We start from the raw sequence: 26,214 nt of genomic DNA, 5'->3' as shown, positions 1-26,214 counted from the left end.
CCGACTCTGCCTCGGCGTTCGTCGGAGCTGCACTAGGTCAGTTGTTCGCAGAGGAGGCCTGGTTGCGCTCTGGCTATACGGCGAACTCGCCGTACCAGGCCGCGTTGAGAATGAACTTGGGGAGGTAGGTGGATTCAATTTCAATAGGAAAGTCCCCCCGTTTCCGATTCCTGTCATATACCAGACAGGAGAAGGCAAGTAGTCCGAGGGGGACAGTGCCATTGATGTCTTCTGAGCGTTCCTCGTCCTCCGTGTAGTAGTCCTTGAAGAGTTCCAGACCTTGCGCAAGGGCATTATTGAACCCTTCGACGTCACCTTCCACCAGGCATCGGAAGACGTTCATCTCAGGAAAGACGAGCTTGTCGAGAATGTCACCGCCAAGCGCCCCTGAACGTGGATCGGAAAGTTCAATTGCCTTTTCAAGCTCGGAGAACATCGATTCCGGTCGGTTGAGGATCATGGACTGGAGTGCCGATATCCAGTGATAGGTGTGGCGGCCGAAGTGGCTTCCTCCCTTTTCCGCTTGCTCGCGGAGTACTTCAATGGGGAAATTTGCAAGTTCGATCCAGCGCTTCTTGTCGCGGCAGGTCAGGGCGAGATAGAAGGCGGTCAACCAGTTTCCAGGGTTGGCGAAATACTGGGGCCCCATTCCTTTCAGTACTCGGACCCTTTGGTCAATCAGGCACTCAATGGTTTCCCCTTCGGGTGTCGCGCTCACCGCGAACATGGCGTGGTACAGCTGCATCGCCGACGTCCATGCGTACCATGTTTCGATCGCAGCTGCTTCGGGGTCTACCGTCAGTGCTATTTGTGCATTCAAAAGGAACGAAGGTCCGCTGCCGACGCGTCCCGGGTTTTCCTCGATTCCGGAAAGCAACTCCTCTCTCGCCTCGGGGAGTTCCGGAACCCTTTCAGTGTACGCGGGAAACCAGGTGCTGTGGCTCTGAATGATCCGCATTATCCAATACCTCTGCTGTAATTGTACTCAGCGAAACCGTAACCTCCATAGGACCCACCGGGGACCACTTCTCCCTGATCGGTGATATGGTCGACTGGCCTGCCGCGCACTTCGACATAGCGAACTCTATCAAACTGTCTGTCCTCCAGCAATCGGCGAATTTCTTGGGCAAGCTTTGCCTCACTCGTTCCCGACCTGATTCCTCTGCGCTCCATGGCGTCCAGGACACTCATGACATACTGCAGTTTACCCTGCGACACGAGTTCGGGTCCGTTGGAACCAGGGACCGTGCGCGCATTCAAACCGGTGCCGAGGCTGCTCTTCGCCTCAAGGATCACGAACCCTCTGTTGTCCGTGGTGCGATAGATGTCATCAAACTGGTCAGTTCCGTTTCTTGGAAGATTGGCGGGCTTGGTTTCCGGGTGATCCTTGACTTCGGGAAGGCGAATAACAGTATTCGTTGCTTCATCCCGCAGGGGATTTCCGTTGCCGTCGAGTACTGGACTCCCATCGAACTGCTCTCTCACTGCGACTCTCGCAACTGCCTCACCGAAGCCTTCTGACTTTTTGTCCGCGAGGAATTTCGCCTCATTTTCTTGCCGCCTGAGATCGGCAAGATCATCAGGAACGGCTTCAGAGCCCGATGTGGCGAACTCGGCTTCTCTGATTTCAAGCCTTGTTTTAAGTTCCCTGTGATCCCGTAGGGCCTGTGCTCGTTCCAAAGCCAGGCCATCGAGATGTTCCGCACCCGGCTCGGCTCCAGTCCGATGGTGGATGGGCCTTATGTTATCGACGTAGTCAGGCGAATCTGGTTCGTCCAGCGTTTCCCGCACCAGCCATGGGGGCTTGTTTCCTACTCCGACGATCTGAGGAATCTGCATTGGAGGATCGCCAACTTTGGCGTACTGGCTTATCCTGTGCCCATTAGACCGATAGTACTCTTCAAAGACTCCGCTTCCCGGGTCGTTGATAAGTCTATTCATGTCCTCATGGAATTCCTCTTTGCTGTTCCAGTTGTAGTCTCGAAGCCCAGAGACATTCTGAGGCCCATGGCGTTCCCCGGGCAGCGGCTCCTCCGGGGCCCCACCACCGTGCCCGTCACCGCCGTCGACAAGCGGGCCGTGACCAGTGCCGCTAGAGCCGCTAGAGCCGCTACCAGTGTCGGATCCGGGACTTGTTTCCGTGAGGGTGATACCGGAATCGGCATCGGAGTCGTGGGGCAGGCCGCCGTTGGGCGGACCTCCGTCGCCTGCACTGTTGGTGATGGTGGGGGTGTTGTCGCGGAGATCGGGGCCGGAGTCGGGTACGCGGTCGTTGGGTCCGAGGTCTCCCACATCGGTGAGGTCCAGTGGGCGGTCCGGGGTGGACACGGGCGTGCCGGCGGACTCGGTGAGGGTGTCGTCGCCCCGGCCGCCCACGCCGGCCAGGACGCTGTCGCCGTCGGTGTCGCGGAAGGGCGAGGCGACCCAGGGGCTGTCGGGGCCGTTGGCGCGGAGCAGTTCGAGCAGGTCAGGGTCCAGCGTCTGCGCGAGGGACGGGTCGTCGCGGAGCATGCGCTCCAGGGCCGCCTGCGTGGCGGCCTGCTGCGTGGTGGGGTCCTGGGCGGGCGAGGCGTCGTCGTCGGGGCCGTCCCGGTCACGCGGAGGCACCGAGGTCTCGCCCCGGTCGGTCGGGGTCGGCGTAGCGGGCTCGGTGTCGCCACGGCCGGGCGGGTTCGGTGCGGTGGGTTCCGTGTCGCCTTGGTCGGACGGGGCCGGGGCGGACGGCTCGCTGTCTCCCCGGTTCGGTGGGGGAGGAGACGGAGCGCTGGACTGCTGGGTCTGTTCGGTGAGGTCGTCCAGCGTCTCGCGGGCCTCGTCCAGCTGGTCGAAGCCGGAGTGGTCGTCGGCGCCGTTGGCGTTCGGGCGGGGGACACCGCCTGTGGAGCCGTCGGGACGCAGGGTTCCGCCCGCCAGCAGGTCCCTGAGGGTGTCAGGGGTCAGCGCGTCGGCATTGAAGTCGCCTCGGCCGAGCGCCCGCAGGCCACCGAGGCCGCCCTTGACCAGGCCGAATCCACCCGCGGCCACGCTCACGCCGGTGATGGTGCCCTGGGTGAGCACGTAGCCGGGGCGCTGGTCCCATTCGCGCCAGGAGACCGATCCGTGTGCCGCCTCGACGGCGGCGGCGCTGACGTTGTCCTCCCACTCGTGGCGGGACTCGGGGATGTACCAGCCCTCCTCCCACGAAAGTGAGCGGGTGAAGGGGTTGTCGCCGGGGTTGAAGTGCCGTGGCCCCTCGCCCTTGTAGAAGCCGCTCAGGGTGGCGACTCCGGTGAGGGTGTCGCCCCAGTAGTTCTGGAAGTTGGCCTGGCCCTGGGAGGGGATGAGCGGCATCGCCGGGCCGAACAGGATGATGGGCACACCCCACTGCCCCTCGTAGTAGGTGCCGGTCATACCCCCGATGTCCACGACCCCGCCTGCGGCCCAGTCCCAGCCGGCGTGGGTGACGTCCACCCACCAGTGGTGGTCGGTGGCCGCGGGCGGTCCCCATGCGGTGGCCATGTCGTCGGGGATCTCGGTGAGTCCGTAGACGAACTCGTTCGCCCCGACCGTGGTGGAGCCGTCCGGGTCGGCGGACTTGAAGCGCGTGCCGCCCGGCACCAGGGCCGTGATGGCGTTGGCGCACTCGATCTCCGCGGCGGTGAACTCCTCCTGCGCCCGGGCGATGTCGGAGCGCAGGTCTTCGAGTTCTCCGACCTTGTCGCTCGCGCCGCCGAAGATGCCGCCCCTGTCCCAGTCGTCGTCGCCGCGGATGGACTCGTTGAAGGCCTCGGCTCTCCCGCGCAGGACGAGCAGACGCGTGCGGATCTCGCGGGCGGTCTCGGCGAAGGTCTCCAGGGCCGTGGCGACGGAGCCCAGAGCGGTGTCGACGTCGTCGCCGTCGGTGGCGACGGGGTTCAGGGCAGCGAAGAGGGTTTCGTCCTCGGGAGCGGAGTAACAACCGCTCAACCCGGCCCAGGAAGAGGTGATGTCGTTGCCGGCGGTGGAGATGTGGTCGCCGGTGGTGCGCAGGTCGGCGGCGTCGCACTCCAGCAGGTGGGATGTGGTTTCGGGAAGGGTGATGCCCTTGGGGTTGATGGGGGCTCTGAAAGCGCCCTTGCCGGGAGGTCCGGAGAAGATGTTCACTCGTCACCTTCGGGGGAGGGGGCGGGTGCGCACAGGGGTCCACGGTCGAGGGTGGGGTCGAACGCACCTTTTGTCCTACCAGCGCGGAGTGACGGAGTCGATGCTCGCGGTCGCGTGGGCAGTGCCCGTCCGGGCTCGGGGTGACAGGGTTTTTGGGCAGGTGGGAGCCGGTGGCCGAGGGGAGGCGGGGGTGGAGGCAGGGCGGGGTTGTGTCCCGGGTCACTGGCCGGTACCGGCCAGTAGCGACCGCTACAGGTTCGGCTGGGGCTCGTCGGGCGGGATCTCGCCCGCGTTGGCCTGGGACTCCGCGGCCATCTCGAGGTTGCCGTTGTTGTAGTGGTTGGTGGCCTCGCCCGCGCCCTCGATACCGCTGCCGGCGAGGCGGACCATGTCGCCGGTGACGCCGAAGACGTGCTCGGCGAACTCACCGAGGGCCATGCTGACGACCGGGCTGGCGGCGTGCTCGCTCGCGTCCATCAGGTTCGTCTCCAGGCGCTCCATGCCACCGATCAGGCCCCCGCCGCTGCCCTCTTCACCCACGTGGCCCATCACGGTCTCCAACACCGTGAGTACCTCGTTCGGTCGGATGTCCCATGCGGACATGCCCCACTTCCCTTCCGATCGTGGTCGTTCCGTGGCCGCCGCGCGGCTCTCGTCCGGTCGTCATTATGCCGACGCGCACCGTCACCTCCGGAGGGAGGGGAGGGGAGGGGAGGGGAGGGGCTGGACGGAGGCTCAGGCAGGGGCAGGCACGGGGTCCGGGGTAGGCCTCGGCGCCCCGGGACCCCGGTGGGGCCCGACCCCCGGGGTCAGCCGGTGACGGATTCGACCAGGCTCTCGCGTTCGCCCGGGGCCTCGGGGCGCAAGGACCGGGCGGTGGCCACCAGGTCGACCGGCGAACCGGGCTCGGAGGTCAGACAGACCACCACGCCGTCGTTGAGGTAGGTGCGCAGCTCGGCGGGGGTGCTCCCGCCGCGGTAGACCTCGACCGCACCGTCGGCGTTCTCGCAGCGCACGTCCGCGAACTCGCACCCCGAGCGGATGCCCTCCGAGCCCCTGGCATGGAGCCCCGTCCAGGTGTGCACGTACACGGGCGTGCCGTCGGGGTCGTGGTAGGTGAAGCGCAGCGCCCCGTCCATCTCGTGGACCTCGTCCAGCGACCAGCGCGGGTGGTCCAGGACCGCGATCGTCTGACCGAAGGACTCGATCTGTTCCCGCGAGCGCTCGTCGGCGGCTCTGGCCAGCATCCCGTCGGAGATGACCGGCAGCGCGGAGAACAGGGCCGCGACCACCACCACCGCGGGCGCCACGCCCGCCTGGAACCGCCCGGGCAGGCCGCACCAGGCCATACACGCGCCCATGCCCAGCGTGGCGACCGCGGCCGTCAGCACCGCGATGCTCAGGGTGGGGTTGCTCGGGACCGGGACCGCGGCCGGGGCCAGGAAGGCGACGAACACGGGCGTGGCCATGGCGGTGACCGTCACCAGCGACGCCGCGGAGGTGGGGTGGTTGACGCCCGCGCCCTCCAACCACCGGGTCCCGAGCCACGTCATCAGCAGGATGACGCCCGCGACCAAGGGGGCGAACGCGAGGATTCCCATGCCCGCGCCGCTCATGGTCAGAGCCTCGGCCGCTTCCCACAGACCGACGGGGAACAGGGACATCATCGGAGCGCCGAGCAGGCACAGGGTGAGCACCGCACCGACCGCGCCGACTCTCGGCCGGCCCGTGGGCGCTCGTGGCAGCACGCCGTCCAAAGACCGCATTCTTCCTCCTGGCGGGGAGGACACATTACGCCTGTTGTTGTTTGGGCGCCAGATGTGAAACGTGGGGATGGATCTTGACGCCCAGGACCGCATCCTCTCTCAAAGGTCGGCTGAAGGTCAATGACCGGTCATGCGCGTGTCTGGTTCCGGGTTCCGGATGTCGGGAACCCCGCGTCCGTGGGCGATGGCGGGCGGCGGTCTACTCGCCCAGGTGGCGCTTGAACGGCCGGCGGACGGCGTTGAACTGCGACCATTCCGGGTCGAGGTGCGTGCGCAGCTTGACCTCGCCCTCGGGCCAGTCCAGCAGCGCCGCCTCGAACTCCGGCAGCACACCGGAGTCCGGGTCCAGGTAGTAGTGGTAGCTGCGGCGCCCGCCGGTGGTCTGGCGCACGAAGAGCGCGCCGTTGTCACCGAGCAGCACGGTCAGCCGCTCCTCCAGCTCCGTCAGCGCGGAGAGCGACTCCGCCGCCGGCAGCTTGTCCCCGTCCAGGTGCGTGTACGGCACGACCACCTGCACGCACAGCGACAGCGCGGGGAAGTCGCGGCGGGTCAGGGGGTGCCGGATCCGCAGCTCCCAGCCGCCCTGGATCGGGACCTTGCGCTCCAGCGTGACCCAGCCGCCCGGGCCGCCGAGCAGGTCGACCATCTGGCGCACGACCGCCGGCATGGCCGTGGGCGAGAGCGGATCCAGGGGCGACTCGTCCAGCGGAGCCACCTTCCCGATCCACCGGACCAGGTCGTCCTCGCCCAGCGCCAGCAGGGTGACGTGCTCGGCCACGCCCTGGCGGGTCTCCTCCGACAGGAACATGTTGTCGGGGTGGTAGACGCCCACCTCGATTTGGCCGGTCGCCTGGTTCACCCGCATCGACACCGACACGTGCGACAGGTCGAGCTCGTGGTCGTCCCAGGTGACGGTGGACGAGAGCTTCTCGTGGTCGGCGCGGCGCACCGGGAGGAAGGTCCACTGCTCGTCCTCGGGCGCCGAGCGGGACCAGCGCTCGGACTGCACACGGGCCTCCTCGGAGGTCCCCGGGCGCAGGGTCATGGCGTAGACCGGGCCCTCGGTGAGCCGGGAGGGGTCGTCCAGCGCCGCGAGCTGTTCCAGCAGCTTGCTCGGGTCCGCGTCCATCGACAGGTCGAGGTCGTCCAGGCCGCCGCTCGGGCGGCTCGGCGCCCGCCCCACCTCCCAGTCCAGGTCCGGGTGGATCTTCTTGATCAACTCGCTCACCTGCTCGGACACCTCCGACGGAGCCGGCTGGTCGGTCTCGACGGCGTTCGCGAGCGCGTCGCGAGCGGTCGGCCAGGCGTCCCAGAACGCGGTGACGGCGGAGGTGGAGTCGGCGGAGCGACGACGACGGAACAGAGCCATGGACTGATTTTCGCAGAACCGGGCGACCACCCTCGCCGCGCCCCGGCGAGAGTGTCCCACCCCGCTCGAAATCCGTGGCCCGGACGGCGGCGGGGCGCATACGCTGGTGTGCACTATGACTTTGCGTGTACTGGCCGCCATGTCCGGCGGAGTCGATTCCGCGGTCGCCGCGGCCCGTGTGGCCGAGGCGGGCCACGACGTCACCGGCGTTCACCTGGCGCTCTCCAAGAACCCACAGTCCTATCGCACGGGCGCGCGCGGCTGCTGCACCGTCGAGGACTCCCATGACGCCCGCCGGGCCGCCGACGTCATCGGCATCCCGTTCTACGTCTGGGACATGTCGGAGGAGTTCGACCGGGAGGTCGTGCAGGACTTCGTCGCCGAGTACGAGTCGGGCAACACGCCCAACCCGTGCCTGCGGTGCAACGAGAAGATCAAGTTCGAGGCGGTCCTGGACCGGGCGATCGCGCTGGGCTTCGACGCCGTGGCCACCGGCCACCACGTGCGCAAGATCGACGGGCGCCTGGTGCGCAGCGTCGACGCGGCCAAGGACCAGTCCTACGTCCTGGGCGTGCTCGACGCCGACCAGATCGCGCACGCCGTGTTCCCGCTCGGGGACTGCACGAAGGAGGAGGTGCGCGCCGAAGCCGACCGGCGGGGCCTGTCGGTGGCCGACAAGCCCGACAGCCACGACATCTGCTTCATCGCCGACGGTGACACCGCGGGCTTCCTGAACCGGCGCATCGGGGAGAAGCCCGGCCCCATCCAGGACGAGGACGGCAACGTCGTGGGCACCCACAACGGAGCGCACACGTTCACCGTGGGCCAGCGCAAGGGCCTGGGCCTGGGCGGAGCCGCGCACCCGCGCTACGTGCTGTCCATCGAGCCGGTCCAGAACACCGTGACGGTGGGCCCGCGCGCGTCGCTGGCCGTGGACGAGATCTCCGGCGTGCGGCCGGTGTGGAGCGGCTCCGACCCGCTGACCGAGCCGACCGAGTGCCACGTGCAGCTGCGGGCCCACGGCGAGGTCTACCCCGCGACGGTGTGGCAGCGCGAGACCGACGGCGCGGCCGAACTCGTGGTGCGCCTGGCCGAGCCGGCCACGGGCGTGGCCACCGGGCAGGCCGTGGTGGTCTACGACGAAGACGCGGTGCTGGGGTCGGCGACGATCTCGGCGACGGCGCGTTCGAGCGCGGTGGGCACCGGGGCGACCACCGCCTGAGGCCGCCGCGCGAGGACACAGAAGGGGAACCGGTCAGTGAGGGACGGATCTCCTTCTTCGGGATCTGCTGCCCCTTGCCGAAGTTAGGTAAGGCATAGCATAGTTGCTGCTCGAGGAAGGGGGCCTGTCCATGCCCGAGTTCGGTTTCCTTGAGGGGCAACCCTTCTGGATCGTCTACTTCGCGCTGTTCGGCATCGTCCTGTGCCGCGCCCAGGCCACGTACTGGATCGGCCGGGGCCTGGGGGCCGGGGTGACGCGCAGCCGGATGGGCGAACGGCTCGGCCCGCGGCTGGACCGCGCCAAGCGGAGCATCGACCGCTACGGCGCCCCCGTCGTCACCCTGAGCTTTTGCACCGTCGGCGTGCAGACCGCCGTCAACCTGTCGGCGGGCGCGATGCGCATGCGCTTCCCCCGCTACCTCGCCGCCATGGTCGTGGGCTGCCTGATCTGGGCCGGACTCTGGGGCGTGGTGATCTCCGGGCTGGTCGGCACCTGGTGGACCCTCTTTCTCGGGTCGCCGTGGCTGGCGATCGGCGTGGTCCTGCTGGCCGCCGTGGCGGTCGCGGCCCTGGTCCTGCGCTCCCGCCGCCGCGACCGGACGCCCCTGGCCACCGGGGACTCCTCCACCACGGTCCGCCCCCACTGATCCCAGTGGTGTGACGGACGTTCGGCGGTAGGCCCCCGACGGCACGGCCGCACACTTCACCGCCCACTGCTCGCCGTTGCCCTAACCTTGGGCATCGTGACCGAACAGCAGCTCTATCCCTGGCCCGACGCCTCCTACACCGGGGTCGGGTCCTGGCCGGGAGAAGACCCCGACGAAGCCGTCCGCACCATCATCGGCGAGCTCCCCGACCTCCCCCACCTGCCCGAACTGCCCGACCGCGGTGTCGGCGCCGACATGATCGGCCGCACCGCCGGGCTCCTCGTGGACTTTCCCGTGGAGGTCCAGCCCAGCGCCTGGCGGGTCGCCGACACGCCGGGCCGCGACATCGGCCGCGCCACGAGCCTGATGTCCTACGACCTCGACGCGCTCACCGAGCACGCCCACACCTACACCGGCACCCTCAAGATCCAGGTCGCCGGTCCCTGGACGCTGGCCGCCTCGATCGAGCTGCGCAACGGCCAGCGCCTGGCCTCCGACCCCGGCGCCTGCCGCGACCTCGCCGAGTCGCACCGCGAGGGCGTCCTGGCCCACCTGGCCGAAGTACGCCGACGGGTGCCCGGCGCGCGCGTCATCGTCCAGGTGGACGAACCCTCCCTGCCCGCCGTCCTGCTGGGCTCCCTGCCCACCGCCAGCGGGTTCGGGCGGGTGCGCGCCGTGGACCGCGTCGACGTCGAATCGGCCCTGCGACAGCTCTTCATCGTCCTGGAGGACGCCGGCGCCGTGCCCGCCGTGCACTGCTGCGCCACCGGCGCGCCCATCGACCTCCTGCGCCGCAGCGGCGCCCGGGCGCTGAGCCTCAACGCCCTGCTGCTCACCCGTGAGCACGACGAGATGATCGGCACCGCCGTGGAGGCCGGCGTCGGCCTGCTGCTCGGCGTCGTCCCCACGACCGAAGCCCCGCCCGCGCGGCCCTCCGCGGAGTCCGGCGCGACCACCGCGCGCGGGCCGCAGCGGTCCCCGAAAATGTCCGACGCCGCCGCTACCGTCGATCCTGTACGCGAGCTTTGGAACCGGCTGGGAATCACCCCTGACCTGCTCTCCCGCGCGGTGGTCACCACGCCGACGTGCGGGCTCGCGGGAGCCACACCCGGGTACGCGCGGGCCGCTCTGGACGCCGTCCGCGACGGCGCCAGGGTCCTGCGGGACGAGCCCCGCCGGTAGGGCCTCCCGCGGTCCCGCGACCGCGACAGGCGAGCACGAGAGCAGCAGAAAGGCGTTAAAGCGAGTGAGCGCGCTTCACAACACGACCGACATCCCCGATGAGGTACGCGCCCGCCACACCGAGCTGTGCCGGGAGCTGGACGACCACAGCTACCGGTACTACCTGGGCAAGCCCGTCATCTCCGACGCCGAGTACGACTCCCTCATGGGCGAGCTGCGCGGCATCGAGGACTCCTACCCGCAGCTCGTCACCCAGGACTCGCCCACGCAGAAGGTCGGCGCCCCCATCAGCGTCGACTTCGCCGAGGTCGAGCACCTGGTGCGGATGGAGAGCCTGGGCAACGCCTTCGACACCGAGGAGCTCAACGCCTGGGCCGACCGCGCCTCGGCCGAGGTGCCCGTCGACGCCTACCTGTGCGAGCTCAAGATCGACGGGCTGGCCGTCGACCTGGTCTACGAGCGGGGCCGCCTCGTCCGTGCCGCCACGCGCGGCGACGGGCGGGTGGGGGAGGACATCACCCTCAACGTGCGCACCATCGACGTCGTCCCCGAGCGGCTCGACGAGAGCGTCCGGCCCGCGCCGGAGCTGCTGGAGGTGCGCGGCGAGGTCTTCCTCCCGGTCAAGGAGTTCGGCGAGCTCAACGAGCGCATCACCGCCACCGGCGAGCACACCCCCTTCGCCAACCCACGCAACGCCGCCGCGGGGTCCCTGCGGCAGAAGGACCCCCGCGTCACCGCCACCCGGCCGCTGTCGATGATCGTGCACGGCGTGGGCGCCTACGTCCCCGCCGGCGGGGAGGCCGCGGGCGAGGACGGCGTCGCGTTCACCAGCCAGTCGCAGGCCTACACGCTGCTCGGCGAGTGGGGCCTGCCGCTGAGCGACCGCTACGAGGTCGTCGACTCCCTGGCGAAGGTGCGCGAGTACGTCGAGCACTACCAGGCCCACCGCCACGATCCCGCCTACGAGATCGACGGCATCGTCATCAAGGTCGACGACTTCGGGCTCCAGCGCCGGCTGGGCTCCACCAGCCGGGCACCGCGCTGGGCGATCGCCTACAAGTACCCGCCCGAGGAGGTCACCACCCGGCTGGTCGACATCAAGGTCGGGGTGGGCCGCACCGGCCGCGTCACCCCCTACGGCGTGATGGAGCCCGTGGTCGTGGCGGGCTCGGAGGTGGAGTTCGCGACCCTGCACAACGCCCAGGAGGTCGCCCGCAAGGGCGTGCGCATCGGCGACGTGGTGACCCTGCGCAAGGCGGGCGACGTCATCCCCGAGATCGTCGGCCCGGTCGTGGAGCGCCGCGACGGCAGCGAGCGCGAGTTCGAGATGCCGACGCACTGCCCCGAGTGCGGGACCGAGCTGGGCCAGCAGAAGGAGGGCGACGTCGACCTGCGCTGCCCCAACGCCCGCTCCTGCCCGGGCCAGCTGCGCGAGCGCGTGGCCTTCATCGCCGGGCGCAAGGCCCTGGACATCGAGGCGCTCGGCTACGTGGCGGCCACCGCCCTCACCCAGCCGCTGGAGCCGGCCGACCCGCCGCTGCGCGACGAGGGCGACCTGTTCGACCTCACCGTCGACCAGCTCCTGCCGATCCGCACCCACGTGCTCGACCCCGACACCACCGAGCCCAAGACCGACCCCAAGACCGGCGAGCCCAAGGTCGTGTCGTTCTTCGCCAACCTCAAGGGCGAGCCGAAGAAGACGGTCGACAAGCTCTTCGAGCAGCTGGAGGAGGCCAAGTCCAAGCCGCTGTGGCGGGTGCTGGTGGCGCTGTCCATCCGGCACGTGGGTCCGCGGGCGGCCGAGGACCTGGCCCGCCACTTCCGGTCCATGGACGCGATCCGCCAGGCCGACGAGGACGAGCTGGCCGCCGTGGACGGCATCGGCCCCACCATCGCCGCCTCCATCCGCGAGTGGTTCGCCGTGGACTGGCACGCCGAGATCGTGCGCAAGTGGGCGGCGGCCGGTGTGCGCATGCAGGACGAGGCGCCCGAACACGGGTCGGACCTGCTGGCCGACGTGACGGTGGTCGTGACGGGCGGCCTGGAGGGCTTCACCCGCGACAGCGCCAAGGAGGCGATCGCCGAGCGCGGCGGCCGGGCGACCTCGTCGGTGTCCAAGAAGACCGGTTTCGTGGTGGCGGGGGAGAGCCCGGGCTCCAAGTACGACAAGGCCGTGAAGCTGGGCGTGCCCATCCTCGACGAGGCCGGCTTCCGGGTCCTGCTCGACGAGGGGGCCGACGCGGCCCTGGCGCGGCGGCTCAACCCCGAGCCCGAGGCCGAGGAGCCCGCCGAGGGCGCGTAGCGGACACCACCCGGTGAGCGGACCGCGGGGCCACGACGGCCCCGCGGTCCGCTGCTCTCCCGACCTTTTCGCGACCGCCGTTCCCGCTCGTCCGCCCGCGTGTCGGGAACCCGAGGCGTGGGGAGTTCGTTCGACCCGGCGGCGGTCCATGCCGATTCCTCCCGGATCCGCACGGGTTTCGTTCGTGCAATCGGATGACTTTGGCTCGTTTGTCACCACTCAAGCGGACGACTTGGTTAACTGATAGTTCTTGGCAAGCGACAGTTGGTGACGAAACGACGTAAGATGGACACCCTTACCCGGGATGCAGTGCATCCGAGACCCGGATTCGGCCACGAGGGGTGGCAGGATCACGGACACCCCGAACCGGCAGGATCGGCGGCGCCCGCGTCGCCCGTTCCGTGTTCCCCTCACGAGGTCAACGGATGAAGGATCCCCACAGCACCAGGGACATAGGTCCACGGGTCGGCACACCGCTCTGGCTGTACATGGTGAGCGCGGTCGTCGCCGGTACGGGCGTGCTCGTCGTCTCCGGCCTCGGCCTGGGGCTCGACCATCTCAGCGGCCTGGTCGGCGAACCGCTGGTGTGGGTCCTGCTGTGCATGATCATCCTCGGCGAACTGAGACCCGTGGCCGTGCGCGGCCAGGCCATGGACGGCGGATCGCCCACCTCCCTGCCCTTCACCCTGGCGATCGTCATCTACTACGGGCTGCCCGTGGCCGCCATCCTCCAGGCCGTGGCCGCCGTCGTCGCCGGATTCGCCCGGGGGCACGCCGCCCACCGCAACGCCTTCAACGCCGCGCAGTACACCCTCTCCCTCGGTGTCGCCGACGCCGTCCTGCGCCTCCTCCAGCCGGCCCTCGCCCGGTTCGACCTGCCCACCGGCGGGGAACTCGTGGTCGTCGCGCTCGCGGGCGTGGCCTACCTGGTGGTCAACCGCATCCTGGTCATGTGCGCGGTGGCCATGCACGAACGCGTCCCACTCCAGCAGGTCCTGTTCAAGGACCTGCGCCAGCAGCTGCACATCAACGCCGTCCTGGTCAGCCTCGCGCCGCTCGTCGTCGTGGCCATGACCTACTCCGTGCTCTACGTGCCGCTGTTCGCCTTCCCCCTCAGCGCCCTGCACGCCAGCGCCCTGATGCTGGTCCGCCGCGACCACCAGGCCAACCACGACGAACTCACCGGGCTGGCCAACCGCACGCTGATGACCAAGCGCGCCCAGGAGGAGATCTCCCACGCCCGCCAGCGCGGCGGCCGGGTCGGCCTTCTCCTGCTCGACCTCGACCGCTTCAAGGAGGTCAACGACACCCTCGGCCACGCCACGGGCGACCGCCTCCTGGAGACCGCCGCCGGCCGGCTCGTGCACAGCGTCCGCCCCGGCGACCTCGTGGCCCGGCTCGGCGGCGACGAGTTCGCCGTCCTGCTGCCCCAGGTGCGCGACACCGACGCCGCGGCCGAGGTCGCCGTCCGGCTGCGCGGCGCCCTCGGCGAGCCCGTGCGCCTCAATGGCGTCGACCTGGACCTGGAGGCGAGCATCGGCATCGCCCTCTACCCCGACGACGCCACCGAGTTCGAACCCCTCATGCAGCGCGCCGACGTCGCCATGTACGTCGCCAAGGCCGGGCGCACCGGCGTGGAGTCCTACGACCCCGGCAAGGACCGCAACTCCACCGCCCGCCTCAGCCTGTTCAGCGAACTGCGCCGCGGGCTGGCCGAGGGCGCGCTGGAGATGCACTACCAGCCCAAGATCCGCCTGTCCGACGACCGGCCCATCGGGCTGGAGGCCCTCGCCCGCTGGCGCCACCCCACCCGCGGCCTCCTGGCGCCCGGCGACTTCATGCCGATCGTGGAGGAGTCCCACCTCAGCCGCGCGTTCACCAGCCAGGTCCTGGACGCCACCCTGGCCCGCACCGCCCAGTGGCGCGCCGACGGCTTCCGCCTGCCGGTCTCGGTCAACCTCGGCGTGCGCGAGCTCCTGGACCCGGCCCTGCCCGCCACCGTGGCCGCGGCGCTGCGCGAGCACGGCGTGCCCCCCGGCCAGCTCGTCCTGGAGATCGGCGAGCACGCCCTCATCGTCGACACCGAGGCGGCCACCGCCGCCGTGCACCGGCTCCGCGACCTCGGCGTCGGACTCGCGCTCGACGACTTCGGGACCGGGCACTTCACCCTCGCCCAGCTCGCCGGGCTGCCCCTGGACGAGGTCAAGATCCACGAGTCCTTCACCGCCCACCTCGACGACGGGTCCGGCCGCGGCGACACGGTCGTACGCGCCGCCATCACGCTGGTCAGGGCGCTGGGCATGCGGGCGACCGCCGAGGGCGTCCAGAGCGCGGCACTGGCCGAGGCCGCCCGCGAGACCGGCTGCCACGCCGCTCAGGGCCACCACTTCTCCCGCCCGCTGCCGCCCGGCCAGGTCCGGGAGTGGCTCCTCGCCCACGACGGCGGAGCCGTCGCCGACACCACCGCCTGACCCGGGGAGCCCCGGCGACGCGACCGGCACCGGTCACCGCCCCAGAGCCATAGGATTGTCTCGGTACACCCATCTGTCGAAGAAACGGTTCCTCACTGATGACCGCCATCACCCGCGATGAGGTCGCACACCTCGCCCGGTTGTCGCGGCTGGCGCTCGACGAGAGCGAGCTCGACACGCTCGCCGCCCAGCTCGGTGACATCCTCACCGCCGTGGCCAAGGTGCAGGAGGTCGCCCAGGGCGACATCCCGCCGAGCTCGCACGCCCTGCCGCTGACCAACGTCTACCGACCCGACGAGGCCCGGCCCTGCCTCACCCCGGAGCAGGCCCTGGCCGGCGCCCCGGCGGTGGAGGAACAGCGCTTCCGGGTCCCGCGGATCCTCGGGGAGGAAGAGTAGATGAGCGACGTCATCGGCCTGACCGCCGCCGAACTCGGCACGGCCATCGGCACGGGCGAGGTGTCCTCCGAGGAGGCCACCACGGCCTACCTGGACCGGGTCTCCTCCGTGGACGGTGAGATCGGCGCCTTCCTGCACGTGGACCGCGACGTCGCGCTGGCCCAGGCCCGCGCCGTCGACGCCCGCCGCGCCGCGGGCGACGAGCTGGGCCCGCTCGCCGGCGTCCCCGTCGCCCACAAGGACGTGTTCAGCACCACGGACATGCCCACGACCGCGGCCTCCAAGATCCTGGAGGGCTGGCGTCCGCCCTACGACGCCACCGTCACCGCGCGGCTGCGCGAGGCGGGCCTGGTCATCCTGGGCAAGACCAACATGGACGAGTTCGCGATGGGCTCCTCCACGGAGAACTCCGCCTACCAGGTCACCCGCAACCCGTGGGACACCGACCGCATCCCCGGCGGCTCCTCCGGCGGCTCCTCCGCCGCCGTGGCCGCCTTCGAGGCGCCGCTGGCCACCGGCACCGACACCGGCGGGTCCATCCGCCAGCCGGCCGCCGTGTGCGGCCTGGTCGGCGCCAAGCCCACCTACGGCGGCTCGTCCCGCTACGGGATGATCGCGTTCGCCTCCTCGCTGGACACCCCGGGCCCGTTCGCGCGCAACGTGCTCGACGCCGCCCTGCTCCACGAGGCCTTCTCCGGCCACGACCCCCGTGACTCCACCTCCATCGACGCCCCGGTGCCGCCGGTCGTCGACGCCGCCCGCCTCGGGGACGTCGAGGGCCTGCGCGTGGGCGTGGTCAAGGAGCTGGACAGCGACGGCTTCCAGCCGGGCGTGCGCCAGCGCTTCCACGAGACCCTGGAGCTCCTGGAGTCCCTGGGCGCCAAGATCGTGGAGCTGTCCTGCCCGAGCTTCGACGCGGCCCTGTCGGCCTACTACCTCATCGCGCCGAGCGAGTGCTCCTCCAACCTGGCCCGCTTCGACGCGATGCGCTACGGGCTGCGGGTGGGCGACGACGGCACGCGCAGCGCCGAGGAGGTCATGTCGCTGACCCGGGCCCAGGGCTTCGGCGCCGAGGTCAAGCGCCGGATCATCCTGGGCACCTACGCCCTGTCGAGCGGCTACTACGACGCCTACTACGGCAGCGCCCAGCAGGTGCGCACCCTGATCAAGCGCGACTTCGACGCCGCGTTCGAGAACGTGGACGTGCTGGTCTCGCCGACCACGCCCACCACCGCGTTCCCGATCGGGGAGCGCTCGGAGGACCCGATGGCCATGTACCTGGCCGACCTGTGCACGATCCCGTCCAACCTGGCCGGGAACGCGTCGCTGTCGGTGCCGTGCGGCCTGGCGCCCGAGGACGGCCTGCCCGTCGGCTTCCAGATCATGGCGCCGCCGCTGGCCGACGACCGCACTTACCGGGTGGCGGCGGCCGTGGAGCGGACCCTGGCGGAGCGCGACGGCGACCTGCTGGCCCGCAGCCCCTACGCCGTCCAGCGCTAGCGCTGTTCACCTGAGCGCTCGCCGCGCTCGTGCCCGTGCCCGCCGTGTCCGACACGGCGGGCACGCGTGTGTCCGGAGCACACCGGCTGCTCCCGGCCTCGGCACAGCCCCCGGAAACGACGGAGGGCCCGTCCGTGCGATCTCTCGCACGGGCGGGCCCTCACGCGTCACCGGGGACGGAAGGGGTTAGCCCTCCACGTCCGTGGTGTCGGCGGCCTTGCGGCGGCGGCTCAGGTAGATCGCGCCACCACCGGCGCCCAGAGCGGCCACACCGGCCGCGACCAGGCCGGCCAGCGCGCCACCGGTCACCGGCAGGCTGGGCGAGTTGTTGTCGTCGGCCGGGGCCGACGGCTTGTCACTGGGCTCGTCGGTCGGCGCGGGCGTCTCGGACGGCTCGTCGGAGGGACCGTCGGTCGGCGAGGGCGTGTCGGACGGCTCGTCGGAGGGACCGTCGGTGGCCGGGGGCTCCTCGCCGGCGGCGGTCCAGTCGACGCCCGCGGAGGCGGAGACCGTGGCCTCGCCGCCCTCGGCGGTGATGAGGGTCTGGGTGGCCTTGTCGGGGTCCTCGCCCAGGAAGAGACGGCCGGTCTGCACCATGGCGGTGGTCGACAGGCTGAAGGAGGCGGTGCCCTCCTCGGCGTCCTCGGGGACGTTGAAGCCGACCGTGTCGCCGTCGTTGACCGCGGCGACGGGCTCGCCGGTCTCCAGATCGACCAGCTCGACGCCCTCGGGGACGTCGTCGCCCAGGACGACCGGGACCTCGGAGGCGCTGGTGGAGATCTCGAACTCGCCGATGACGCCGCCGGCCTCGCCGGAGGCGGACTCGGGGGTGATGCTCAGCGAGGCGTCGGGCTCCGCGGTCTGCGGCAGGTCCTCGGCCGCGCCGATGAGGTAGTCGTAGACCTCGCGGACACCGTCGGGGCGCTCGCCGGACAGCTCGGCGCCGTTGCTGAAGTGCCAGATCGCGGCCTGGGTGGCGGCCAGCGCCTGCTCGTCGCCGAACCGGCGGTTCTCCACGCCCGCGGCCTCGGCCAGCTCCGCGGCGGTCTTCTCCGGGTAGCTGTTCTGCAGGATCCAGTGGACCTTGGCGGGCTCCGTGAACTCGCCCTCGCCCGGGTAGTTGGCCCACTCGTTCTCGTGGTACCAGGCGCTGGAGCGGATACCGGTCTCGAGGTCGATGCAGTACGCGGTGAGCTCGGTGCCGTCCTCCAGCTGCAGCCGGAAGAGGTTCGTGCCGGTGTTCTGGCCGTTCATCTTGATCGTGGTGCCGGTCTCGGCGTTGCCCGTGTACTGGGCGCGCACGGGGTCGGCGGAGGCGGGGGCGGCCAGGCCGAAGGCCAGCAGGGCGGCGGCGCCGGCGGCGATGCCCGCGCGCCCCGCGGAACGGGTGAGGGAGATCTTCGTCAAGTTGTGTCCCGGTGTCGTTTAGGGGTGCCCGGTGGAAAACGCCAGTTCAGGTAGAACGGGCGGCAGGAATTCCTCGGTGCCATCACCGACGGCGGCACGAATCCTGATGGGGCCGTCTTGGGCGGTCACCACAACCGGGTCCTGGGGGACGTCGATGCGAGGCACCCGTGGGGTAGGCGCGTCATCCGGTGTGGTTCGCCAACGCGGGAGCGGGCCGCGCTCGTCGTGAAGGTCGCTCGGCTGATACTAGCGACCACATAGGCCACTTCCAACCCGGTTGTCGGAAAATGTGATGCGAATCGGGCATGGACAAATCGGGTCGAATCCGGACCGCATTGCTCGTCAGAAAAGGCGGACGAGTTCCGTCGCAGGTGGCGGGGGGTGCGCGTCAACCGCGGCGGCGGCGACCGAGCACGAGGATGAGCAGGCCGGACACGATCAGGGCGCCCGCGATGACCAGAAGGGCGGACAGCCAGGTCCCGGTCGAGGCCAGGTCGTCGTCGGGGATTCGGTCATCGGTCGCGGACGGGCTTTCCGAGGTCACGGGCTCCTCCACCCGGGCGCTCCCGGGTTCGGGCGCCGCGGTCGCGGGTTCCTCCTCCACGACCGGCTCCTCGCTCTCGACCGCCTCGTCGGCGTCCGGCTCGGAGGGCGTGCTCCGGTGCCACGTCAGCGTCGCGCCGGCGGACGTGTCCATCACGCCCGGCTCCGCCGTCACGAGCGGCTGGGTGCTGGCGCCGTCCCGGCCGGCGAAGAGCCGGCCCTCGGGCAGGGGCACGTGAGTGCCGTGCACGTGGACGGTCGCCACGCCCGCCTGGACCGAGGGGTCCACGTCGAGGTAGAGCTTGTCGCCGTCCCGGGCCAGGGAGACCTGTTGTCCCTCGCCGTCGACCAGCCACGAGGCGGGAGCGCCGTGGACCGACAGCCGCAGGCTCCCCGATCCGGAACTGCCCACGGTGAGCGGGCCGAGCGGGGCCTGGGGGGCGACCGCCTCCAGCTGGGTCGGCGAGACCGCCAGGGACGGCTCCGCGGCGGTGTCCACCGCCTCGGCGCTGCCCTGGACCAGGAGGTCGTAGACGGCCAGGACCGCGGCGTCGTTGGCGTCGCGGTCCGGTTCGGCCCCGTCGAGCACGTGCCACAGCGCGGCCTGCGTCCCGGCGATCGCCTGGGCCTCGTCCACGTGCAGCGTGCCCGCGCCCACCGCCAGCGGTGTCAGGGCCACGCGGGGGTAGGAGTTGGCGACGATCCAGCTCGCGCGGTCGGCCGGGTCGGCGGCCTCGGGCACCTGCGACCAGCCCTCGCGGTCCGACCAGCTCGACTCCACGTAGGCCGTGCGCGGACGGACCTGCTCGTCGACGCGGGTCGCGTAGGCCCGCACGGACTCGCGCTCGCCCACGCGCAGGCTGAACAGGGCGGTGTCGACGGCTCGTCCGTCGTCGAGCACGAGCTCCGCGCCGCCGACGGGATCGCGGTCGACACGGGAGAAGTCGTCGGCCGCGGCGGCCGGTGTGCCGGTCAGGGCGCCGAAGAGTCCGGCGGAAGCCACCAGAGCGGCGCACCGAAGCGGGATGCCCCTCATGTTCTGCTCCCGGTGGACGGACGGCAGGCCGCTGTGGGGCCGGCCGGCGGGGTGATCAAGGTGGAGACTCAGAATAACCGCGCGACACACTGGGTGACGGTAGATCCGCCCCACAGTGGCCCAATCGTGCGCTGTCCGTGACATCTCTCCTTGGCATCGTCGTTCCGTTGCGTCACGAAGCGTGTACCGGCGCGGGCGGCGCCGGGGGCAGGTGGCGGGGGTCGCACGCCGGCCCGCGGGCGGTGACGTGCGGGGCGGGTCGGCCACCCCCGCGCGCTCGGTAGGCTGGACCCGAAGGTATGTCCTCTACGGAAACGGGTTCGCGGCGATGGCCCACGCGGTAACTCCAAGCCCTGCCACCCACAGTGGTCCCACCCCGGTGGACTACGAGACGGCTCTGGCGACCTACGAGCCCGTGCTCGGGCTGGAGACCCACATCGAGCTGGGCACCGCCTCGAAGATGTTCTGCTCCTGCCCCACCGGTTTCGGCGCCGAGCCGAACACCCAGGTGTGCCCGGTCTGCCTGGCCATGCCCGGCTCGCTGCCGGTCGTCAACGCCAAGGCGGTCGAGGGGGCCATCCGGCTGGGTCTGGCCCTGAACTGCTCCATCGCGCCCTGGGGCCGGTTCGCCCGGAAGAACTACTTCTATCCGGACATGCCGAAGAACTACCAGATCTCGCAGTACGACGAGCCGATCTGCGTGGACGGCCACCTCGACGTCACCGTCGACACCCCCGACGGCCCGCGCGAGTTCCGCGTGGAGATCGAGCGCGTCCACATGGAGGAGGACACCGGCAAGTCGACCCACGTGGGCGGCTCCACCGGTCGGATCCACGGCGCCTCGCACTCGATCGTCGACTACAACCGCGCGGGCATCCCGCTGCTGGAGATCGTGACCAGGCCGATCACCGGCACCGGCGAGCTGGCCCCCCTCGTGGCGCGCGCCTACGCCGCCGAGCTGCGCGACCTCGTCCGCTCCCTGGGCATCTCCGACGTGCGCATGGAGGAGGGCTCCATGCGCTGCGACGTCAACGTCTCCATCAACGAGCGCGGCGCCACGGAGTGGGGCACCCGCAGCGAGACCAAGAACGTCAACTCCCTGCGCTCGGTGGAGCGCGCGGTCCGCTCCGAGATCGAGCGCCAGGCCGGCGTCCTGAACGCCGGTGAGCGCGTGGTCCAGGAGACCCGTCACTTCCAGGAGAACACCGGTCGCAGCACCTCCGGCCGCAGCAAGGAAGAGGCCCAGGACTACCGGTACTTCCCGGACCCCGACCTCGTCCCCGTCGCGCCCACCGAGGAGTGGATCGAGGAGCTGCGCGCCGGCCTGCCCGAGCTGCCCGCCGCCAAGCGCGCGCGGGTGCGCACCGAGTGGGAGCTCAGCGACACCGAGCTGCGCGATCTGGTCAACGCCGACGCCATCGAGCTGGTCGCGGCCACCGTCGCGGCCGGGGCGCCCTCCGGCGAGGCGCGCAAGCTGTGGCTCAACGAGCTCTCCCGCCGCGCGACGGAGCAGGAGGTGGAGCTGTCCGCTCTGCCCATCACCCCGGCCCAGGTGGCGCGGATCATCGCGCTGGTCGCCGAGGGCACGCTCACCAACAAGCTCGCCCGCCAGGTGGTCGAGGGCGTCCTGGCCGGTGAGGGAGAGCCCGACGCCGTGGTCGAGGCCCGCGGCCTGAAGGTCGTCAGCGACGACTCCGCGCTCGGCGCCGCGGTCGACGAGGCCATCGCGGCCAACCCCGACGCCGCCGACAAGGTGCGCGGGGGCAAGGTCGCCGCGGCCGGTGCGCTCGTGGGCGCGGTGATGAAGGCCACCCGCGGCCAGGCCGACGCCGGCCGCGCGCGGGAACTGATCCTGGAGCGGCTCGGCGCGAGCTGACCGGCCTCCGCCCCCCGCGCGTGGGGCGGATCTCCACCGTCGTTGACCGGGCCCTCACACCTGGGGCGCTAGGGTCATGGGCGCGTCGCGGTCCGGAGGGGGACCGCGACGCGTGCGGGAGCCCGAACACGCTTCGGTCACGTCGAGTGACCATTCCGTCGCCATGTCTCGGCCGGTCCTCAATCGTCGTGTGACCTGCCGTGCGTAGTGTGGCGACACCACGGGGGCGCGTGCGGCCGTTCGAGGTGTCCCACGACCCGGCTCGACCGGGACGAGCGGGAGATCGGGCGGCTGCCACGGTGCCGGGCGCAGCGACGCGTCCGGTCCGGACGGCGCCGGATGGGTTCCCCATGTCCACGGAGAGAGCGCGGCCCCGAGCCGCCGCAGACCCACTGGGAGGTCGGTGATGGGGATCAGGGCACGACGCCTGTGGACCACGGCCCTGGGCGCGCTGTTCCTGCTCTACGTCGCCGGCACGTTCGTGCCGGCGGCGCAGTCCACGGTCACCGCGGTCATGGCGGAGTGGCCGACCTCCCTCGCGGCCGGCCTGGCGGGAGTGTCGCTGCTGTACGCGTCGCGCCGGTGGGCGGCCACGGGGGCCGACCACGACGCCCAGGCGGACGGCGCCGACGGGCCCGCCGCCCTGGGCAACCTGGGGCTGGCGTCCCTGGCCTGGGCCGCGGGCGGGGTCACCCACGGCATCACCCGCCTCTTCGGCTCCAGCTCCGTGCTCTCGCTGACACTGGGCGACCTGTTCGCGCTGGCGGCCCTGCCGCTGTTCGTGGTGGGCTTCACGCGCTTCGCCCCCTGGCCGGGTGGCCTGCGCACCGCGGTGCGCCACATCACCGACAGCTACGTGTGCGCGGCGGCCATCTTCTCCGTCGTGTGGCTGCTGCTGTTCGCGCCGCAGTACCGGGAGCTGGGGGAGGGCGCCGGGGTGCTCGGCTTCGCCCTGGTCTACCCGGTCGCCGACATCGTGGTCCTGTGCCTGCTGATCCCCCTGGTCTTCATGTCGCCGCACAGCACGCGGCGCGCGGTGCTGCTGGCGATCTCGGCGCTCATCGTCATCGCCGGAGCCGACCTGATCGGCGCGGTCAGCCGACTGACCGGCCCGCCCGTGGCCGGGGGCATCGAGTACCCGGTGAAGTTCCTCGGCTTCGCCCTGCTGGGCGCGCTGCCGTGGCTGGTGGAGCACCGGCCGGGTTCGGCGCCGCGCCGGATCACCGGGCGCGGGCTGTACCGGTTCGCGCCCGAGCTGGCCGCCGTCGGCGCGCTGGGTCTGGCGTCGATCGTGCTCACCGTGGCGGCGCTGCGCCTGCCGGGGGTGGCCCCGGTCCTGCCGCTGGCGGCGGGCACGGCGGTGCTGGTGCTGCTGCTGCGGGTGCTGGGCATGCTGGAGGAGAACGCGACCCTGGCGCGCATGGTCCTCAACCGCGAGGCGCACTTCCACGAGCTGGCCCGCAACAGCGGTGACGTCATCCTCATCCTGGACCGGGACGGCGGGGTGTTCTACGTCAGCCCGGGCACGGCCGAGGCGTTCGGTTACCGGCTCGACGACGTCCTGGCCGCGCCGGTGACGGCGCTCATCCACCCCGAGGACCTCGCGCGGACCAAGGCGGTCAACGACCTGTTCGGGAACCGGTCGGGGCAGGGGGTGCACCTGCGGCTGCGGGTCCGCGCCGCCGACGGCACCTGGCGGCACACCGAGTCCACGGTGTCGCTGTACGAGCAGCCTGGCGAGCCCGACCGCCTCCTGGTGACGACGCGGGACATCAGCGCCCAGGTGGCGCTCCAGGACGAGGTCGAGCACCTGACCTTCCACGACGGGGTCACGGGCCTGCCCAACCGCGCCTACCTGGAGGAGCGGGCCAGCGACGTGCTCGCCCACCGGGCGATCAGCGACGACCCCGACACCGACATCGCGTGCGTCTTCCTGGACCTGGACGGGTTCACCGCGGTCAACGACTCCGCGGGGCACGTGCGCGGCGACCACCTGCTCGGGCAGGCCGCCCGCCGGCTGCGCGGCGAGCTGGACTCGTCGGGGACGCTGGCCCGCTGGGGCGGGGACGAGTTCGCCGTGCTGGTGGAGGGCGTCACGCGCGCGCAGCGCGTGGTGGACCTGGCCGAGCGGCTGGGCCGGGTGATCGCCTCGGAGCCCTTCCAGGTCGCCGACCGGGACATCCTGCTGACCGCGAGCATCGGTGTGGCCTTCGCCGAGCCCACCTCCGACAGCGGTGAGCTGCTGCGCAACGCCGACGTGGCCATGACGCGCGCCAAGGAGCGCGGCTCCGGGCACGTGGAGGTCTACGCCGCCCACATGCACGACACGGTCGTCTCGCGGCTGGAGCTGCAGATCCGGTTGCGCGAGGCGCTGGCGAACGGGGAGTTCTTCCTGGAGTACCAGCCGATCGTGGACCTGGAGAGCTCCCAGGTGACCGCGGTGGAGGCGCTGGTGCGCTGGAACCGCGACGGGGAGATCGTGGGCCCCGACGACTTCATCGGGGCGGCCGAGGAGTCCGGCCTCATCGTGCCGCTGGGGGAGTGGATCCTGCGCGAGGCGTGCCAGAAGGTCGCCGTGTGGCGGGTCTCGGACTGGGACATCGGCCTGTCGGTGAACCTGTCGGTCAAGCAGGTGCTCTCCGACCGCTTCGTCTCGACCGTGGAGAGGGTGCTCGCCGAGTCGGGCCTGCCCGCGGAGGTGCTGACGCTGGAGGTCGATGAGGAGGTCCTGCTGGACGACGTCGGCGAGGCGGTCCTGCGCCTGGGCGAACTGCGCGCGCTGGGCGTCCTGCTGGCCATCGACGACTACGGCATGGGCTACGCCTCCCTGGCCCACCTGCGCGAGCTGAGTGTGGACGCGATCAAGATCGACCCGCTGTTCACGGCCGACCTGGGCCGCGACGACACCGTGACGCTGCTGACGCACACGATCATCCAGCTCGGCCGGGACCTGGGCGTCCAGGTGGTGGCCGAGGGGATCGAGCGCGCCGAGCAGCTGGAGCAGCTGCGGACGATGGGCTGCGACCGCGGCCAGGGCTTCCTGGTGGCCCGCCCGATGCCCGCCTCCGGCGTGGAGTCCCTCGTCGGCGGCGAGAGCGGCGTCAACCTCTAGGGCCGAGCGCCCGGAACAGGCACATCGCACATATCCGGACGTTGTGCCATTCGCCTGCGCGGGTTCCGACACGCTCGCTACGTTCGGCGTATGCCCACGCGGTCGTGGCGATGGCCGCCGCGGCTCTGGGATCTCTGGAGGAGATCGTCAAGGGATCTCGGCCCGGAAGGGCTGGGCTTTCGGTCGAATCGGCTGGGGGCCGCCTTTACCAGCACCAGCCATCACCCATGAGGAGGTGACCTCGATGTCCAACCTGGTGCTGGCGTGTGTGCCCTGCAACCGGGCCAAGGCCGACCGGCCGGTCGAGGGGTTCGCCCCCAAGACCGCCACGCGGGTACTGGCCCGAGCGAAGGCTCCGCTACGGGACGCCGCCGCGGTCAACGCCACCCGGTGGTCGCTATGGTGCGCCCTCGATGCCCGCCTGCCCACCCATGTCGGCTCGGGCGGGCGCACCAAGTGGAACCGCACCCGCAACCAGTTACCCAAGTCGCACACGCTGGACGCTCTGTGCGTGGGCAAGCTGGACACCGTCACCCAGACCATCCGCACGATTCTGGTGACCGGGTGCGCAGGGCGGGGCACCTATGCCCGTACCCGCCCCGACCGGTTTGGGTTTCCCCGCCTGCGTCTACCGCGTACCAAGGGTTCCTTCGGATTCACTACCGGCGACCTTGTCCGGGCGGTCGTTCTGAAGGGGAAGAGGGCCGGGACCCACACCGGGCGGGTCGCGGTACGCGCCTCAGGAAGCTTCAACATCACCACCGCCCACGGCACCGTCCAGGGCATCAACCACAAGCACCTCCGACTGCTCCAACGCGGGGACGGCTACGCCTACATGATCCGGGAGGAGGTGGGCGGGGTCCTGAAGGGCCGGGGGAACGCCCAACACGAAGTTGCGCGACTACGAGTTCAAGACCGAGCTGATCGGTCGTCCCTTCCGTGAGGGTGAGGCCAAGGGCCTCGCCGAGGCCGTCCTCTCCGTCCTGGAGGAGCGGGGCATCTCCGTCAGTGACCAGGTGCGCGAGCGTGTCACCTCGTCGACCGACCGTGAGGCGTTGCGCGTGTGGGTGCGCCGCGTAGCGACGGTGGAGCGTGCCGAGGACCTGTTCGTCTGAGCGGTGTCGGGGGTCCGTCCACGGATCGGACGGGCCCGGGGGCACACGTGTCCCGCGTTACACACGGACGGTTGCTCGGCGGCGTTCGTCATGGTCAGAAGCCCAGCGTGTCGACAGGTGAGGCCGCATGCTGACATATTCGTCTCG

18 protein-coding genes are annotated in these 26,214 nt (G+C 70.8%); 11 read left to right on the top strand and 7 right to left on the bottom strand.

The genetic code is table 11. The annotated features are described in order from the left end of the window. Positions 1-73: 73 nt before the first annotated feature. The 5 genes from DFP74_RS32495 to DFP74_RS32475 all read right to left on the bottom strand — a co-directional run bounded on the left by DFP74_RS32495 (position 74) and on the right by DFP74_RS32475 (position 7,257). Positions 74-958 carry an immunity 49 family protein gene (locus tag DFP74_RS32495; RefSeq protein ID WP_121187805.1) on the bottom strand — a complete coding sequence of 295 codons (885 nt, stop codon included), beginning with the start codon at positions 956-958 and terminating at the stop codon, positions 74-76. Continuing rightward, the gene (locus DFP74_RS32490; protein WP_121187803.1) at positions 958-4,122 is read right to left on the bottom strand and encodes a hypothetical protein; all 3,165 of its coding nucleotides are present in this window, start codon (positions 4,120-4,122) and stop codon (positions 958-960) included. The genes DFP74_RS32495 and DFP74_RS32490 overlap by 1 nt, the downstream gene beginning before the upstream one ends. Positions 4,123-4,371: 249 nt before the next feature. Then, positions 4,372-4,725, bottom strand: a complete 354-nt coding sequence (locus DFP74_RS32485; RefSeq protein WP_121187801.1) for a DUF6507 family protein — start codon at positions 4,723-4,725, stop codon at positions 4,372-4,374. A 206-nt stretch (positions 4,726-4,931) separates the two neighbouring features. Continuing rightward, positions 4,932-5,888, bottom strand: a complete 957-nt coding sequence (locus DFP74_RS32480) for a hypothetical protein (protein WP_233571265.1) — start codon at positions 5,886-5,888, stop codon at positions 4,932-4,934. 199 nt (positions 5,889-6,087) lie between these two features. Beyond that, on the bottom strand, positions 6,088-7,257 hold the full coding sequence (locus tag DFP74_RS32475; protein WP_121187799.1) for a DUF695 domain-containing protein: 1,170 nt from the start codon (positions 7,255-7,257) through the stop codon (positions 6,088-6,090). Positions 7,258-7,372: 115 nt separating this feature from the next. On the opposite strand from DFP74_RS32475, the gene mnmA reads away from it, so the two are divergent. The 7 genes from mnmA to gatA all read left to right on the top strand — a co-directional run bounded on the left by mnmA (position 7,373) and on the right by gatA (position 16,978). Beyond that, a complete protein-coding gene (gene mnmA / locus DFP74_RS32470; RefSeq protein ID WP_233571264.1) occupies positions 7,373-8,479 on the top strand; it encodes a tRNA 2-thiouridine(34) synthase MnmA in 1,107 nt (368 codons plus the stop codon). Between the two features lie 130 nt (positions 8,480-8,609). Continuing rightward, positions 8,610-9,125 carry a DedA family protein gene (locus DFP74_RS32465; protein ID WP_121187795.1) on the top strand — a complete coding sequence of 172 codons (516 nt, stop codon included), beginning with the start codon at positions 8,610-8,612 and terminating at the stop codon, positions 9,123-9,125. A 96-nt stretch (positions 9,126-9,221) separates the two neighbouring features. Then, positions 9,222-10,307 carry a methionine synthase gene (locus DFP74_RS32460; protein WP_121188661.1) on the top strand — a complete coding sequence of 362 codons (1,086 nt, stop codon included), beginning with the start codon at positions 9,222-9,224 and terminating at the stop codon, positions 10,305-10,307. Positions 10,308-10,371: 64 nt separating this feature from the next. Continuing rightward, positions 10,372-12,609, top strand: coding sequence for an NAD-dependent DNA ligase LigA (gene ligA / locus DFP74_RS32455; protein ID WP_121187793.1), 2,238 nt, complete (start codon positions 10,372-10,374; stop codon positions 12,607-12,609). A 425-nt stretch (positions 12,610-13,034) separates the two neighbouring features. Continuing rightward, positions 13,035-15,080, top strand: a complete 2,046-nt coding sequence (locus DFP74_RS32450; protein WP_121187791.1) for a bifunctional diguanylate cyclase/phosphodiesterase — start codon at positions 13,035-13,037, stop codon at positions 15,078-15,080. Positions 15,081-15,178: 98 nt separating this feature from the next. Next, complete coding sequence (gene gatC, locus DFP74_RS32445) at positions 15,179-15,478, top strand: Asp-tRNA(Asn)/Glu-tRNA(Gln) amidotransferase subunit GatC (RefSeq protein ID WP_121187789.1); 300 nt, start codon at positions 15,179-15,181, stop codon at positions 15,476-15,478. Beyond that, a complete protein-coding gene (gene gatA, locus DFP74_RS32440; RefSeq protein WP_121187787.1) occupies positions 15,479-16,978 on the top strand; it encodes an Asp-tRNA(Asn)/Glu-tRNA(Gln) amidotransferase subunit GatA in 1,500 nt (499 codons plus the stop codon). A gap of 186 nt (positions 16,979-17,164) precedes the next feature. On the opposite strand, the gene DFP74_RS32435 is transcribed toward gatA, so the two are convergent. Both DFP74_RS32435 and DFP74_RS32430 read right to left on the bottom strand, forming a co-directional pair. Beyond that, positions 17,165-18,385 carry a Cys-Gln thioester bond-forming surface protein gene (locus tag DFP74_RS32435; protein ID WP_121187785.1) on the bottom strand — a complete coding sequence of 407 codons (1,221 nt, stop codon included), beginning with the start codon at positions 18,383-18,385 and terminating at the stop codon, positions 17,165-17,167. Between the two features lie 388 nt (positions 18,386-18,773). Continuing rightward, positions 18,774-19,964, bottom strand: a complete 1,191-nt coding sequence (locus DFP74_RS32430) for a thioester domain-containing protein (protein ID WP_121187783.1) — start codon at positions 19,962-19,964, stop codon at positions 18,774-18,776. Between the two features lie 379 nt (positions 19,965-20,343). On the opposite strand from DFP74_RS32430, the gene gatB reads away from it, so the two are divergent. The 4 genes from gatB to DFP74_RS32410 all read left to right on the top strand — a co-directional run bounded on the left by gatB (position 20,344) and on the right by DFP74_RS32410 (position 26,067). Then, positions 20,344-21,840 (top strand): Asp-tRNA(Asn)/Glu-tRNA(Gln) amidotransferase subunit GatB, encoded by a 1,497-nt coding sequence (gene gatB, locus DFP74_RS32425; RefSeq protein ID WP_121187781.1) that lies wholly within the window; start codon positions 20,344-20,346, stop codon positions 21,838-21,840. A 406-nt stretch (positions 21,841-22,246) separates the two neighbouring features. Further along, on the top strand, positions 22,247-24,952 hold the full coding sequence (locus tag DFP74_RS32420) for a bifunctional diguanylate cyclase/phosphodiesterase (RefSeq protein WP_121187779.1): 2,706 nt from the start codon (positions 22,247-22,249) through the stop codon (positions 24,950-24,952). A 244-nt stretch (positions 24,953-25,196) separates the two neighbouring features. After that, positions 25,197-25,895 (top strand): hypothetical protein, encoded by a 699-nt coding sequence (locus DFP74_RS32415; RefSeq protein WP_233571263.1) that lies wholly within the window; start codon positions 25,197-25,199, stop codon positions 25,893-25,895. Then, positions 25,846-26,067 (top strand): hypothetical protein, encoded by a 222-nt coding sequence (locus DFP74_RS32410; RefSeq protein WP_121187777.1) that lies wholly within the window; start codon positions 25,846-25,848, stop codon positions 26,065-26,067. Before DFP74_RS32415 ends, DFP74_RS32410 begins: the two co-directional genes overlap by 50 nt. Positions 26,068-26,214: the final 147 nt, after the last annotated feature.

It is taken from the genome of Nocardiopsis sp. Huas11 (assembly GCF_003634495.1).
In the GTDB taxonomy this organism is placed as follows: domain Bacteria; phylum Actinomycetota; class Actinomycetes; order Streptosporangiales; family Streptosporangiaceae; genus Nocardiopsis.
This window is presented reverse-complemented; position numbering and strand designations above follow the sequence as displayed.